Raw genomic sequence first — 15283 nt, forward strand, 5'->3', positions numbered from 1 at the left:
TTCAAATCCCAAAGATCGCGAGAGGAGAAAGGCCAAAATGTCAGAAAACAACTTACTTTCAAAGAACAGTGCACCGCATAGCGAAGTCGAGCACATTAAAATGAGAACCAATTACTTGCGCGGGAGTCTCGAAGAGACACTGATAGACGCAATTACGGGGTCCATCCCTGAGGATGATAACCGTTTGATGAAGTTTCACGGAAGCTATATGCAGGATGACAGGGATCTGCGCAATGAGCGGCAAAAGCAAAAGCTGGAGCCGGCTTATCAGTTCATGCTGCGTGTGCGTGCCGCTGGCGGAATCGTTACACCAGAGCAATGGTTGATGATGGACCAGGTCGCACAGAAGTATGCGAACGGAACAATCCGTTTGACGACGCGTCAATCTTTCCAGCTTCACGGTGTACTGAAGTGGAATTTGAAGAAAACGATCCGTGAAGTGAATGATTCGTTGTTAAGCACATTAGCCGCGTGCGGTGACGTTAACCGTAACGTCATGTGTAATCCGAATCCTTACCAGTCAGATGTTCATGCTGAAGTATACGAATGGGCAAGCCGCGTAAGCAACCATCTGGATCCACAGACCAAAGCCTATCACGAGATCTGGCTTGACGGCGAAAAAGTAGTGGACAGCCAAGATGGTGTTGAGCAAGAGCCGATCTATGGAAAGGTTTATTTGCCGCGTAAGTTCAAAATCGGTATTGCTGTGCCGCCTTCCAATGATGTAGACGTCTTCTCGCAAGATCTGGGTTTCATTGCCATTGTTGAAGATGGTCGTCTGAAGGGCTTCAATGTATCCGTTGGCGGCGGCATGGGGATGACTCATGGCGATCCGTTGACTTACCCGCAAGTGGCCCAAGTGATTGGATTCATCACGCCGGATCAAATGATTGATTTGGCAGAGAAGACAGTGACGATTCAACGGGATTATGGCGATCGCTCCGTGCGGAAACATGCTCGTTTTAAATATACGATTGATGACCGCGGCATCGATTGGTTCGTTGATGAACTAACCGCTCGTCTAGGCTGGAAGCTCGAAGCGGCGCGTCCTTACCATTTTGATCATAACGGAGATCGTTATGGCTGGGTGAAGGGAAGCAACGGCAAATGGCATTTCAACTTATTTATCCAAAACGGCCGTGTGAAAGACGAGGATAACTACCTGTTGATGACCGGACTGCGTGAAATTGCCAAAGTGCATAACGGGGACTTCAGACTTACGGCGAATCAGAATCTGGTGATCGGTAATGTGAGCACGCAGAAGAAGAAAAAGATCGAAGAGCTGATCAAGGAATACGGTCTTACGGATGGGCTTCAGTACTCCGCATTGCGCAGAAGCTCAATGGCCTGCGTATCTCTGCCGACTTGCGGTATGGCGATGGCTGAAGCGGAGCGTTACCTTCCCGACTTAATGGATAAAATCGAGCCGATGTTGGAAGAAGCTGGATTGAGTGACAAAGAGATCGTTATTCGCATGACCGGTTGTCCGAACGGATGCGCCCGTCCCATGTTAGCGGAAATCGCGTTCATTGGTAAGGCACCGGGCAAATACAACATGTATTTGGGCGGCGGGCATTCCGGAAATCGACTGAACAAGCTGTATAAGGAAAACATCGGTGAAGTGGAGATCCTGGAGTCGCTGCGACCGATTATTAATCAATATGCAAAGGAACGGCAAGAAAACGAACATTTCGGCGATTTTGTCATTCGCGCAGGTTATGTCAAAGAAGTTCGTTCCGGCCAAGACTTTCATTCGTAAAATGTGGTTAACGGATATAGGAAGAAGTGCGTACTTAGACGCACTTCTTTTTTTATTTTTTCAAATATTCCTTGACAGGAATATTCCGTATGGGGTATATTTGTTATAGAAGTTAAGGTAGCTAGCTAACGAAACGAGGTGGCCCTGACTTGACTATAGCAGGAACTGGAAAACATCATCATGGATAATACAACATTTATCGCACTGGCCGAGCCCAACCGTTTACGCATTGTTGAGCTTCTGTTAGAAGGTCCCTTGACTGTAGGGGATATCGCCGATGGTCTTGGGCTTCGCCAGCCTCAAGCCTCGAAGCATCTACGTGTTCTGCTGGATGCCGGACTAGTCGAAGTGCAGGCGGTCGCTAATCGCCGGAACTACAAGCTTCGATTGGAACCGTTCCAAGAACTGGACACTTGGCTTGAAACCTATCGCAGTATCTGGGATGAACGTTTTGAAGCTCTGGAAAATTACCTTAAGAAGCTGCGAAACAAAGAAAACAAACAAAACTAAAATGTAGGAGGAATTTCAATGTCAAACCAAATGATTACTAAGGTAGAGGGTCAGGAACTAATTTTGGAGCGCGCTTTTAACGCGCCGCGCGAGCTTGTATTCAAAGCATTCTCAGAGGCTGAACATCTAAAGCATTGGTGGGGACCTCGTGGCTGGACGCTTACAGTTTGCAACGTCGATTTTCGTCCGGGCGGTATCTGGCATTACTGCATGAAGTGTATCGATCAGAACCAAGGGGATTATTACGGATACGAATCTTGGGGCAAAGCAGTCTATGGGGAAATCGTTGAGGCGGAGAAAATCGTTTACGTTGATTACTTCTCGGATGCCGATGGGAATGAAACGGCGGGCATGCCATCGTCTCAGATAACGATGACGTTTGTAGAGCATGAAGGCAAGACGAAGCTTGTCAGCCGCGCACGATACGAATCTGCCGAAGCGCTCAAAACCGTCATGGAGATGGGAATGGAGCAAGGAATTAGTGAAACTTGGGATCGCCTGGAAGAGCATCTGCAAGCCACTAAATAATTTAGTATCACAAGGCCGTCCGGCAAAGAGCCGGCGGCTTATTTTTTTGGGTTCATCAGCAAATGACATGGAGGCGAAAAAATACAGAATGTATCTTCAAAATTGAAATAATATTTCACAAATTTGTCATAAAGTTTATCGACGCAATCATTACCTTTTTCAGCGTCCTGTTTTATAATAGGTGTACAAACCATTATTGAACAGAATTGGTGTGAATAAGTGAGATGGAACTACTATTATTAGAAAAAATCGAAGCATTACGCATTGAAATGATTGAAGAGGCGTATATACGCGGAAGTTTAACGCATGAGAAAGTAGTAGATCTTAGTCAAAAATTAGATGAATATATAGTTAACTTTCAAGAGTTAAAATGATATCACTTTCATAGAGAATGGACCAGAGGATATGCAACTGTATATCCTCTTTTGTTATTTATTTAGGAAACTTATCCTGCCCTCTTGAGAACATCATGAACAAAATCCCAATTGAAAAAGCTACAAGCAGCAAAGGCGCAATCATCAGCAGAAAAAATTCCATCCTTCTCACCCTTTCTTGGAGGGATTCCCTCGCACATACTCAGCGTCGAATAGGAATAGTCGCATCAGTAAAACAAGTGATGGAACAAGCAGACATAGTCCTGCAAGGAAAACGACAATGAGAGAGAGAGCCATCGCATCGTTCGTGAAATTTTGGTGAATGGTAATGAACGGGTAAAGGATATAGGGCAAGTGGGAGGCTCCATATCCGAAGAAGGCAAAGGCGAATTGCAGCATAACCAGAATGAATGCCCACCCAAAGCTTTTTCGTTTGTAGATCAGATATACCGCTGCCAAGAAGCAGATTAACGAAGCAACGAACATCCAAGACAGATCAAGCATGGCCTGAAAATGCTCTGGATTGTGCCAGCGAATAGCGAAAAAAACAAATATACTGCACACGATTGTAGGCGGACTCCAGCCTAGTGCGTAGCCCCTGACGATTTCAAGTGCTTCATAATCCTGTGCTTTGTTGGCATAGTAGGAAAGAAACATCGCAGAAATATAAAGAACGCTAACTAGTGCAAGCAGCACGACTGACCAGGAATAGGAGCTTGTGAAGAGTTTGCCAAAGTGTAAAATAACCTTGCCTTTTTCCTCTGTCATATAACCACCCTCTGATATCGTCAGGACGGTTGACAAGGAAGCGGGAATAAGGAGGCCGGTTGCTCCATACAAAAATGTATATAAGTGGCTTTGTTTTTGCATTTGTCCATAAATACTAAAAGCATAGTAAGAGCCGCGTATCGCAAGTAGAACAATCGCAATGCTGCCGGGCACCAAAAGGGCTGTTCCAAAGTAATACGAGCTATCCGGAAAAAAGCCGACGATGCCGACGAAGAAGAAAACGAGGAAAACATTCGTTACTTCCCATACAGGGGATAGGTAGCGTTTGATGATGTTTTCAATCAGATGTTTTTTTCCCGTAGCATAGGAGTAATAACTGAAAAAGCCTGCCCCGAAATCAATGGAAGCAACGATCAAATAGCCGTATAGAAATATCCATAGGACTGTAATGCCAATTACCTCGTACTTCACTGTGTTGGTCCCCCCTCAATACCTCTGCTCTTGAGTTCTTCTTGTACATCGCTGTTCGTGAACATTTTCCTTAGCACTTTGACCAAAGTGAACCCAATGGCTACATATAGGATGCAGAACAAAAGGAGCATCAAATCCACATGTGTGGAGGTGGTCGCTCCGCGGGCTGTCTTCATATAACCTCGAAGGATCCAAGGCTGTCTTCCTACCTCAGCGTAAATCCAACCCAATTCAATCCCCAAAATGGCAAGTGGGCCTGATAAGATGATCAGCCTCAATAGCCAGCTTGGATATTGGATACTTTTCAATTTGTAAACCATCCAAACCGATAGCATTGAAAGTACCGTAAGGAAGATGCCGATCGAGACCATCGAATCAAAGTAATAATGAACAATTAGCGGGGGACGTTCATTAACAGGTGTTTCATTTAAGCCCTGAACGATGGAATTCGGGTTATCGTGAGCTAGAATGCTTAGGGCGTATGGGATTTTTAACCCGTATTTAATCTGATGATCTTCGGTTAAAATCCCGCCTAGAACAAGCGGCACTTGTTTTGCCGTCTCAAAATGCCATTCGGCGGCAGCCAGCTTCTCAGGTTGGTATATAGCCAGGAATTTCCCAGAAAGATCGCCAATCAGTGCCGTTGTTATAGAAAAAATAAGAGCAGCGACCATCGTTAGCTTGAGCGCTTTGCGGTGATAGAGCGAGTCGCGCTTCTTAAGCAAAGCAGCGCCGGCAATCGCCGCAAGGACGAAGGCGCTTGTCATATAAGCCGAAGATAGCACATGAGCAACCTTCGTTGGGGTAGCGGGATTGAACATCGCTATAAGCGGCTCAATGTCAGTAATGGAGCCGTTATTTAGCTTAAAGCCCTGCGGGGTGTTCATGAACGCGTTAACGGTTGTGATAAAAAAAGCTGATGCAGAAGATCCGAGCATGACCGGAATACTTAGCAGGAAATGAGTGATGGGCTTACGGAACCGATCCCAAGTATATAGATAGATGCCTAAGAAAATAGCCTCAAAGAAAAAGGCGAAGGTTTCCATAAACAAAGGCAAGGCAATAGCTTGGCCGGCAACGCGCATAAAGCTCGGCCACAATAGGCTGAGCTGGAGACCTATCGCGGTTCCTGTGACAACACCAACAGCAACGGTTATAACGAAACCGCGTGCCCAGCGCCGAGCAAGAAGCAGGTAGTAAGGATCATTCCGCTTAATGCCGGACCATTCGGCGAAAGCGATCATGATGGGAATTCCGACACCTACGGTGGCGAAGATAATATGGAAGGCGAATGTGAGCTCAGTGAGCATTCGGCTGTAAAGCACGGGATCATAAGCCATATGTGATATACTCCTTTTCAGCTTGGAAATTGCTTGGGAAAGCAGTTAGTGTGAATTTGCGAACATCTGACGGAGCCAGGAAAGAAGCATGAGAGAAGCAATAAGGATACAGAGCCATATTAACCATTTTTCTTGCTTTCTATACTTATCTATTTGATCACCTACTGTAGGGCAGATTGAATGGTTATATCCTATAGAATGCCAATATTATGAAATTTTACTCCACGTACTTGATTGCCAATCCGACATTTTTGTGAACAAAAAACCCTGGTGATATTCATACATACAGGAAAACCCTCAGACATAATGCCTGAGGGTTCCCGTTGAATGACACTGATTTGCTCAGTGTTCTATTGCTACGCCTGCATTCTTGGTACGGAATTGCATGTGGTAGAAGAGCAAGATCCCCACATGCATTGCGGCAAGAATGAGATAAAAATTGCTGAATAGGTAACTGTTCGGATCCGCATTTAACGGATTCCAATGAACGGATGAACTCTGTGCAGCCACAATACCGTAAACGCCTGCAGCTATTCCTTGAGCAATAAAACTGACCATCGAGAAAAGTCCCATGCCCACGCCAACCTGATCTTTGGGCAATGATCTTGAAATGGAGTTTGACATAGCAATTTGCAAGAAAGATTGGCCTACGTTACCAAATATCAAAAAGAATGAGATCCATAGCGGTGAGATGCCTGTAAAGATGGACAACAAGATAAAACAGGTAATTAAAGAAATGGAAGCAACAGAGAGCAGATACGAATTGCCTTTCCGATCCGCCAGTTTCCCGCCTTTTCTTCCCAGAAGGGCGGAGGCTGCCGCCGCAGGGACCATGGCGAAACCGATCCAATTGGAACCAAGATGATAAACTTGCGAAAACAGAATCGGAGTTAAAAAATACAAGGAAACACCTATGCCACTGATGAGAAACGCCAAGGTTATTGCGATGGTATACTTCTTGTTACGAAACAACTGTGGTTGGAAAAAGGGTTCTTCGACGGTACGAATTCGAACGATGAAAAGGAGTAAGGTCGCTAAACCGACAACCAAATACCACCAGACTCGATTCGTGACCCCTAGCAGAAGCAGCGCAATGGATGCGGCGAGAAAGCTTCCGCCAAGCCAATCGAATTTGCGAGGAGCTTGCTTCACTTCATGCTCGAGATATTTTCGATACAGCGGCAGCAGTAATAATATCAACAGGGAAGGAAGAAACAGCCATCTCCAATTCGCGAAGCTGACGACAATTGCGAAAATAACTGGCGCAAGAGCGCTTCCGAGCGCAATCCCGACGACGGTCATGCTTAATGCGGAGCCTCTTTTCTCAGGCGCAAAATACCGTACAGGGATAATCAGCGCAATGGCTGGAATAGCTGCTGCCCCCGCAGATTGCAGACACCTTCCTAGAAGAGCGAACCAGAATGTTTGGGAGACGAGCCCCATTAGAGAACCTGCCGCAAACAGCGCCAGACCGAACGTCAACAGGCTCTTCAGTTGAAATCGGTCCGCCAGCTTCCCATAAGTTACGGTTCCAAACGCATAGATAAGCGTATAGGCGGATGACAGCCAGCTCACTTGAGCCAGGGTTAAATGGAACTCCTTGCTGATTTGAGGAAGTACAACGTTAAACATAAGGGCGCTCATCGATGACATCATAACGGTAAACATCAATAATCGCATTAAGATAGGGCCTTTTTGCAGCATGGTTTCAGAATTCATGGTTCATCGCTCCTTTGAATGAATGCAAGCACATACTTGCATATTGGTTTATAAAAAAGCTAGGGAGTTAATGCCCTAGCGAATAACTGCACGCTTTCTTCGATAAATTCGTCCAAATCTACGGGGGACATGTTACTATTGAATGCACCATGATTCATCAACATGAAAGCATATGCCTGTATGTCAGGTTTTGAAATGATCACTTTACCTTGCTCCGACATGGAAACCAGATAGTTCGTTATAAGCTTCTTAAGTTCCTGAGGATGGCGGTGGGCTTCCTGATATACTTCTGGAGGGAGACTGCTGCTTCCTTTTTGAATGATCTGAAACAGTTTTCTATTCCGATTCATGAGATAATGATACTTTCGGCTGATAATAAGAAGGTCCTCATGCAGCTCGCCTGTCAAAGATTCGTTAAAAAGCTTTGTCATCTCTAAGGCATAGTGATAACGGTTGAAGGCAGCTGCTAACAGCTTCTCTTTCGTGCCGAAATGGCGAAAAAGCGTGACTTCGTTCACTCCGGCAGCAGCAGCGATTTCCTTAGTAGTCGTGCCATCGTACCCTTTTTCCGCCATGAGATCGATTGTTGCTAACAGAAGTTTATCACTTGTACTTGGATTGTTGCTCATTGATCTTGATCTACCCTCCTTTAATGCAAGTACTTACTTACATTGATTGTAAGAGAGTCATGCTGAAATGTCAAGGACTGGAAACACAAAATTTTAAGTCAAATAATAAGCTGACCTTCCTATGTAATTAGCGAAGGGCAGCTCCCACAATCCTATTAACATTTCTGTGTTAATGCATGAAATGCCTGAGCTAGTTTGGATATACCAGGAGCGATCTCATCCGTAGAGGGACGAGCAAAGCTTAATCGCAGATGTCCAGGCTCAGAGCCAAATACGGTTCCCGGCATAAACACAACCCCTCGTTTGATCGCTTCCTCCAATAGCTTCTGATCGTCAAGCTTGTCCTTGATCTTACACCATATATTTAGACCTCCTCGAACTGGGGTAAAGCTGAGTTGATCGGGTAGTTCTTGTTGAAGGGACCGGATCATGAGATGCTGCTTCAGAGAAAGGGAGTCTCTTAGGAAATGCGAATGTTGATCAAACAATTCCGATCCCAGAAATTTATTAGCTAGCCACTGGGGGACAATGCTTAGGCCGAAGTCCATTTGCTGGCGTGCATCTGCTAATCGTTGTACAACAGCCTGTGGAGCTACCAACCAACCGATCCGTAATCCTGAAGCTGCAATCTTGGATAAGGAACCGACATAGAGTACAGAGCCGTGAGTATCGATGGATTTCAACGTATCTGGAGGAGAATGATCAAAGGAAGTAAGGCTGAAAGGATCATCTTCTACGATAGGGATACCGAGTTCAGCAGCGATCTTCAGCAAAGCTTCTCTTTTAGAGGCATGAAGGAACGTCCCTGTCGGATTCTGATAGTTCGGATTCAAAAAAATCATACGAATGCGATGTTGACGGTACAAGGTCATAATGTCTTCGGGGTCGATGCCATTTTCCTTTACGGGTAAGCGAAAAATGCGGAGCCCGGCAGATTGGAACATGGATAAGGAGTAGTAATAAGACGGGTCTTCAATGGCAACCGCATCCCCGGGAGCTAACAAACATTGCATAATCAAATACAGAGATTGCTGTGAGCCGGACGTGATAAGAATGGAAGCTTCTGTCGCTCGAATACGTAATCTTTCCTCCAAAAAACCTACAAGTGTTTCTCTGAGCGGCAAATACCCACTTGGATCGTCATATCCTAAGTAGGCTTCGAAAGGAATGTCCCTCATTATTTGCTTAATCGCCTCATTGGGGAATAAGTCGGCAGATAACTCGCCACTAGCAAAGTCAATGATCGATTCTCGCTCACGCAGAACCTCACGCACCCGCCGTAAATACGGAAGATTGGGAGCAAAAGTGCCGCCTTCGACATACTGACGCCAATTAGGTGTTAAATTAGGCCTAATACCCCAAATGTGGTTGCTGACCATTGTGCCGCTTCCGCTAATACTTTCCACTATCCCTCTTGCACGTAACTCCTCATAGGCCTGCACGACGGTGCTTCGGTTTACTTCCAGTCGTTCGGCTAGCTTACGTTCAGATGGCAAGAAACTTCCAGGCGGATATTCGCCATGTATAATACTCCTCTCCATCTCATCTGAGATCTGTTGATAGAGAGGTTTTTTACTCGTTCGGTCAGGTTTGCGCATGTATACCACCATCTTTGAGAAATATCAATGTATTCCATAGTATAATATAGTTCATGAATTCGTTGTTGAACTCTCAAGTAGAATATTTGACAAACTCGCTAATCTTTTAATAATGGCTGGGATAAAATGGGCAAGAATGGAGAAACGGCCTGAATATTATTTGCGTAATTATTGGAAAATATTCCATGATATTGGTTGTGAAGTAACCCCTTTATTCCATATCATTATCACTGAGATACGTATTTAAAATAAGATATTGCCCGTTTTAAACCCTTTACGAGAGCAACAATATCTTCTTCCGTATTGTAAAGATAAAAACTCGCACGAGCTGTGGATGAAACGTTAAGCCATCTCATCAAAGGCTGGCAGCAGTGATGGCCCGCTCGAATGGCAATTCCTTCTGAATCCAGAACGGTTGCGAGATCATGGGGATGTACGTCTGACACATTAAAGGTGACTAAGCCGCTTCTTAGTTCGGGCTTCCTTGGGCCATAGATCGAAATTTCTTCAATCAATGAAAGCTGCTCTAATGCATAGTTGACCAGTTGATTCTCATGGTGACGAATGTTAGTTAACCCGATTTGTTGCAGGAAATCGATTGCGGCACCAAGCCCGATCGCGCCTGCAATATTCGGCGTTCCTCCTTCAAACTTCCAAGGAAGCTCCTTCCATGTTGATTCGTATAAGTCCACGTGATCAATCATTTCTCCGCCATATTCATAGGGCGTCATTTTTTCCAAGAGGACTTTCTTGCCATACAGAACCCCTATGCCGGTAGGACCCGCCATTTTATGACCGGAAAAGGCCATAAAGTCACAATCCAAATCTTGAACATCCAACTGAAGGTGTGGTGCACTTTGAGCCGCATCAACGCAAATCACGGCCCCGTGACGGTGGGCAATTGCCGCAATCTGTTTTACAGGATGAATAGTTCCCATGACGTTGGAAACATGGGTTATGGATACAAACTTTGTTTTCGAGGTGATGGCTTCCTCGACATCCTCTATGCGAATGGTGCCATCAGGTTGGATGGGAATATAGCGAAGCGTTGCGCCCGTTTTTTTAGCTGCCTGCTGCCAAGGGATGAGATTGCTGTGATGCTCCATTAAGGTGATTAAGATTTCATCGCCTTCTTGAAGGAACTCTCTCACATAACATTGGGCGACTAGATTTAATGAAGCGGTAGTTCCGCGAGTAAACACGATCTCTGCCGACTCCCTGGCATGAATAAACGATTTGACTTTTTCTCTAGCATTTTCAAATGCATCCGTAGCTAATGAACCTAACGTATGTGCACCGCGATGAACGTTGGAGTTGTAATTCGTATAATAATCCTGTAACGCTTCGATGACAGCGTAGGGCTTCTGGGATGTGGCCGAACTATCTAAATACACCAAAGGATGTCCATTTACTTGCTGCTTTAAAATCGGAAATTGGTCTCTTATTTCTTGGATATTCATGGAGAAAACACTTCCCTTCAAAAGATGACTATAGAATGACATGATTTGATCTATAATACAAATATCATTAAAATTATGGAAGCATAACAATTTAGTTATATATCTGGGGGCGCTAATGAATACGAAACACTTGTCCTTGTTCATGCAAGTTATTAAAAAGGGGAGCATTACTCAAGTTGCCAAGGAAACCTATGTGAGCCAACCTGCAATTTCCATGCAGCTCAAGCGTTTAGAGCAGGAAGTAGGAGTTCCCCTGTTTACGGTTGTTGGCCGGGATATCGTCGTGACGGATGCAGGATTTACTCTGTTGGAGTATGCAGAGTCCATGCTGTCATTGGAAGGGCAGATTTATCGGGCAATGGAGGAATATCGCTTAGGGAATCGAGGCAAAATCATTGTAGCTGCCTCCCAGGTAGTCGCCACTTATTTATTACCGAAAATCATGTATTCGTTTACTCAAACCTATTCCGATATCACCGTAGAACTACAAACAAGAACGGATGAGGAAATTGAGCGATTAGTCAGAATGGGCAGCATTGATATCGGAATGACGCTGCAACCACCAGACGACCATTTTTCATTTCGAGTCACGCCATTCGCACAGGAGCGATTGATAGGTATTCAACCTTCGTTGTCATTTCATAGCCGAAAGATGATCGTTCCTCGAGATGTTGTATCGATACCCATAACCGATACATGGGATATGGAGATCATGCATCTCGATTCCACTGAAACCGTTAAACAATTTGTCATGCAAGGGATGGGGTACGGAGTGATCTTGGAATCAGCAGCTAGTTTAGAGTTATCTTATGGGAAGCTGCTGCCTTGGGCAACGTTCACACCAATACCTGTGGTAGCGAGTGTTATTACACGGCCTGCCGAGCGTCTGTCCAAGAGCGTTTGGTATTTTTTGAATCATCTAAGGAGTGGTGAAAACGGATGAGACGAGAAAGAATGGCGGGATTGGTTGGGAAAGAAATCTCTAAATTGGGTGGTTACTTGTCCATGAGGGTAAGCTACTATTATGTAAATGAGTAGTCCCTTCTCATAGAAAAAAATGAAATGATAGATGGGGGAGGTATATGTCAGCTCTGAATACACAAAACCTATCGACCGGTGTTATGTCATCTTTGATGGCCTGCACGGGTGGCGCTATTATGATCATAAATTGTGCTGAAACAGCTGGGTTTAGCCGCTCGCATCTGATTTCCTGGTTGTTCTGTGTCTATTGCTTAGGCGGTATTCTAAATTTGGTATTGACGTGGAAATACAAGATTCCTTTTGCCGGGGCACACTCGATCACGGCTGTTGCTTTTCTAAGTACGGTTGTCGATCAATTTACGCTGAATGAATTGGCGGGCGGTTTCATTATGGCGGGTGGACTTATCGCTGTATTCGGCTTTACGGGATTATTCAGTAAAGCGTTGGATTTCATCCCAAAGCCTTTTATTGATGCTATGCTAGCCGGCTTAGTTCTTCAATATGTGGTGAATATCATTCCGGCGTTAAAAGATTCACCTCTTATTGGCGGAATGGCCATTTTAGGTTTTTTTATCGCTCCCAAAATTTCGAAATCAATCCCTCCGTTACTAGGCGTGATCCTTTTTGGGGTCTTGGGGCTAGTCATCGGGCATGATTTTCAGGTAGTACCGGAGGCTGCTGAGTTTGCCTTACCTCAAATCATTATTCCTTCCTTCACCATGCACAGTTTCTTCTCGATTGCGATTCCGATTGCCGTTCTGATTTTGACTAACGATATTGCCGTGGCTTTAGCTGCTTTGAAGAAGAATGATTACCAGCCTCCAGTTAACCAGACGCTTGTACTTTCAGGGATTGGCACGCTTATTGCCGGCTTTTTTGGAGGTCATGCCGTGAACATTGGGGGGATGATGACCGCGCTCTGCAGCAGTAAGGAAGCTGGGCCAAAAGAAAATCGGATAGGTGCGGCACTAGTTTCTGGAGCACTAGTCACTTTATTCGGTTTATTTGCATGGAAAGTCATTGTGATTATCGAAATGCTCCCTTCCGCCTTTATTACGATGTTATCGGGATTTGCCCTCCTGGCTGTATTGTTAAATAGCATGCAAGCTGCGTTCTCGGAGTCGTCTTATCGATACTCGACCTTGTTTGCCTTTCTAATCGCGATTTCAAACGTCTCATTTATTGGGGTATCCTCTCCTGTATGGTCTTTGTTGGTAGGGATACTTTCGGCTCAAATTTTTGGTGAAGGAAAGTTCAATAAGAGAATTGTACGAGGTGAGCAGACCTAAGCCATCTCAAAAAGGTGAGTGATAAGAAGGTCCAGTGGACTTCTTGTCACTTTTTTTATTTCAAATAAGGATGGTTACCTATAATTCGCATATACGAACAAAATATGTAATAACACGCTCTTATATTTCAGGTTAGTTCGATTATAATAACCGTATAAGATGATATTTCGTATATATGAAATTTTAAGCAAGGAGATGAAAGTACTTGAAATTGGTAAAATCCGCCTATCGGGCTTTGGATTTGTTGGAGATCTTATCTAATTCTTCTGAGGGGTTATCGTTTACTGAAATCATGAATGACATGCAGGTCGCGAGAAGTACGGCACATGAGCTATTGCAAACATTGGTTGCAAGGAAATATATCCATTATCATTCGATTGCCAAAAAGTACATTCTTGGTTCAAGAGTCTTATCTTTGGGAGCTCATTATATGCGTCACTCTCCTTATATCCAAAAAGCCTATCAAATTATGGGGCAGCTGGTGGAGGAGTTTGGGGAAAAAGTGAAGATCGGGGTTCTTTCTGGGAGTTCGGTCGTCATGATCAAGCAAGAAGGAGGGACAACCTCTCCCAACGCTCATGATCTTGATGCCATACAACTTCCTTGTCATGCAACCTCAATGGGGAAAGCCTTATTGTGCAACAGGACAAAAGATGAGGTAAAAGCTTTGTGGGAAGCAGCGCCTTTTGAAAGCTTCACACCGAAAAGCATGAGTTCATGGTTGGAATTATGGCGGGAAATTCAAGAGGTTTCGGCAGTGGGGCTTGCTTTTGAAGCGGAAGAGCACGAAAAAGGTATCTACAGTATGGCTGTTCCCATTATGGATGAGGAAGGTGAAGTTATCGCGGCAGTCGCCATGTATATGGACAGCGGTAAAATGTCCTACAATCGACTAAGGGAAGCCGCATTTCGTATGGTGGAACTAGCTTTGCAGGCGAATGAGGAAGGTTACGTAAAAAAGATTGATGCCGGCAAAAAAACCATTTACTTCAGTATCCCGAATTTGAGTTCGCAAAAATCCATTGAATATTTGCAAGTTTTTGAGAAGGAATGTGCGCATAAAGAGATGGGGCTTCTAGTAACCAACTGCCATGATGATGAATGGAAGCAGCAGCTTTATTTGGAAATGTGTCTGGTTAGGCAAGTACCCGATTCTGTTGTGATTGTTCCTGTAAATGCCATAAATTCGGATGTCATCTTCCGTATGGCAGCCCAGCATGAGATTCCTGCACTTTGTTTTCAAAGGCCCTCGAGAAGCCGATATGTGGACTACTACGTAGGTGGAGATGGCTTTCAGCAGGGGGTGATGCAAATGCAAGCTGTTGCAGAACGTTTGAATGGTAGGGGGAAGGTCCTCATTTTGGAAGGAGATCCTTATAACGACAATGCCCGTAATATCGTACTTGGCAACATGCACGTGCTGAAACAGCATCCCCGTATGCAGCTTGTCTTATCGATTCCCGTCCTGTTCTGGAGTAAAGAAGAAGCCAAGGGAATTATCGCTGAAATGCTCGAGAAAGATTTTAAATTTGACGCTATTCTTACAGGCACTGACCACATGGCAGAAGGCGTCATTGAAGAGCTGCGAAAGCACAAGCTGAACGGAAAAATATTTGTTGTAGGCGGTGATGGGGATGAGTCCGCGGTGCGTTTAATCAAAGGGAGAGAACAGTATGCAACGGTGTTTCAGTACCCTTCAGATGCCGCTAGACAAGCGGTACGAGTAGCGATTGCAATGGCGAATAAAGAACCTCTTCCATCCGAGATGGTGAAAAAAGGGCTGATGCACGATTACCCAGGCAAAGAAGTACAAGCATTGGAAGTGCCGTTCGGTCTGATAGATGCCTCAAATATTGCAGAATTAGAAAATTATTGGAAAATGAGAGGATGAGATCA

At 44.7% G+C, this 15283-nt stretch carries 14 protein-coding genes; 7 read left to right on the forward strand and 7 right to left on the reverse strand.

Annotated elements, in window-relative coordinates; genetic code table 11:
- Positions 1 to 37: 37 nt before the first annotated feature.
- The 4 genes from cysI to G519_RS49720 all read left to right on the forward strand — a co-directional run bounded on the left by cysI (position 38) and on the right by G519_RS49720 (position 3171).
- A complete protein-coding gene (cysI, locus tag G519_RS0138580) occupies positions 38 to 1759 on the forward strand; it encodes an assimilatory sulfite reductase (NADPH) hemoprotein subunit (protein ID WP_029199066.1) in 1722 nt (573 codons plus the stop codon).
- 180 nt (positions 1760 to 1939) lie between these two features.
- Positions 1940 to 2269, forward strand: coding sequence for an ArsR/SmtB family transcription factor (locus tag G519_RS0138585; RefSeq protein WP_029199067.1), 330 nt, complete (start codon positions 1940 to 1942; stop codon positions 2267 to 2269).
- An 18-nt stretch (positions 2270 to 2287) separates the two neighbouring features.
- Positions 2288 to 2797, forward strand: coding sequence for an SRPBCC domain-containing protein (locus tag G519_RS0138590; protein WP_029199068.1), 510 nt, complete (start codon positions 2288 to 2290; stop codon positions 2795 to 2797).
- A 224-nt stretch (positions 2798 to 3021) separates the two neighbouring features.
- The gene (locus tag G519_RS49720; RefSeq protein WP_084160547.1) at positions 3022 to 3171 is read left to right on the forward strand and encodes an aspartyl-phosphate phosphatase Spo0E family protein; all 150 of its coding nucleotides are present in this window, start codon (positions 3022 to 3024) and stop codon (positions 3169 to 3171) included.
- 58 nt (positions 3172 to 3229) lie between these two features.
- Here the strand turns inward: G519_RS49720 and cydS are convergent, their stop codons facing one another.
- The 7 genes from cydS to G519_RS0138630 form a co-directional block, all read right to left on the reverse strand.
- A complete protein-coding gene (gene cydS / locus G519_RS53865; protein WP_409372036.1) occupies positions 3230 to 3334 on the reverse strand; it encodes a cytochrome bd oxidase small subunit CydS in 105 nt (34 codons plus the stop codon).
- A gap of 5 nt (positions 3335 to 3339) precedes the next feature.
- A complete protein-coding gene (locus tag G519_RS0138605) occupies positions 3340 to 4371 on the reverse strand; it encodes a cytochrome d ubiquinol oxidase subunit II (RefSeq protein WP_029199069.1) in 1032 nt (343 codons plus the stop codon).
- Positions 4368 to 5711: a cytochrome ubiquinol oxidase subunit I gene (locus tag G519_RS0138610; RefSeq protein WP_029199070.1), complete on the reverse strand. Its 1344-nt coding sequence runs from the start codon at positions 5709 to 5711 to the stop codon at positions 4368 to 4370. Before G519_RS0138610 ends, G519_RS0138605 begins: the two co-directional genes overlap by 4 nt.
- 342 nt (positions 5712 to 6053) lie before the next feature.
- On the reverse strand, positions 6054 to 7430 hold the full coding sequence (locus tag G519_RS0138615; RefSeq protein ID WP_029199071.1) for an MFS transporter: 1377 nt from the start codon (positions 7428 to 7430) through the stop codon (positions 6054 to 6056).
- A gap of 59 nt (positions 7431 to 7489) precedes the next feature.
- Positions 7490 to 8059: a TetR/AcrR family transcriptional regulator gene (locus G519_RS0138620; protein ID WP_029199072.1), complete on the reverse strand. Its 570-nt coding sequence runs from the start codon at positions 8057 to 8059 to the stop codon at positions 7490 to 7492.
- A gap of 155 nt (positions 8060 to 8214) precedes the next feature.
- Positions 8215 to 9657, reverse strand: coding sequence for a MocR-like pyridoxine biosynthesis transcription factor PdxR (gene pdxR / locus G519_RS0138625; protein WP_029199073.1), 1443 nt, complete (start codon positions 9655 to 9657; stop codon positions 8215 to 8217).
- 227 nt (positions 9658 to 9884) lie between these two features.
- Complete coding sequence (locus G519_RS0138630; protein WP_029199074.1) at positions 9885 to 11117, reverse strand: cysteine desulfurase; 1233 nt, start codon at positions 11115 to 11117, stop codon at positions 9885 to 9887.
- A 115-nt stretch (positions 11118 to 11232) separates the two neighbouring features.
- Here G519_RS0138630 and G519_RS0138635 point away from each other — a divergent pair, with 115 nt between their 5' ends.
- From G519_RS0138635 to G519_RS0138645, 3 genes are all read left to right on the forward strand, one after another.
- A complete protein-coding gene (locus G519_RS0138635; RefSeq protein ID WP_029199075.1) occupies positions 11233 to 12060 on the forward strand; it encodes a LysR family transcriptional regulator in 828 nt (275 codons plus the stop codon).
- 139 nt (positions 12061 to 12199) lie between these two features.
- The gene (locus G519_RS46770) at positions 12200 to 13387 is read left to right on the forward strand and encodes a benzoate/H(+) symporter BenE family transporter (protein ID WP_084160548.1); all 1188 of its coding nucleotides are present in this window, start codon (positions 12200 to 12202) and stop codon (positions 13385 to 13387) included.
- 205 nt (positions 13388 to 13592) lie between these two features.
- The gene (locus G519_RS0138645) at positions 13593 to 15278 is read left to right on the forward strand and encodes a substrate-binding domain-containing protein (RefSeq protein ID WP_029199076.1); all 1686 of its coding nucleotides are present in this window, start codon (positions 13593 to 13595) and stop codon (positions 15276 to 15278) included.
- Positions 15279 to 15283 lie beyond the last annotated feature (5 nt).

Origin of the sequence: Paenibacillus alginolyticus DSM 5050 = NBRC 15375 (assembly GCF_000422905.1) — a bacterium.
Taxonomy (GTDB): domain Bacteria; phylum Bacillota; class Bacilli; order Paenibacillales; family NBRC-103111; genus Paenibacillus_E; species Paenibacillus_E alginolyticus.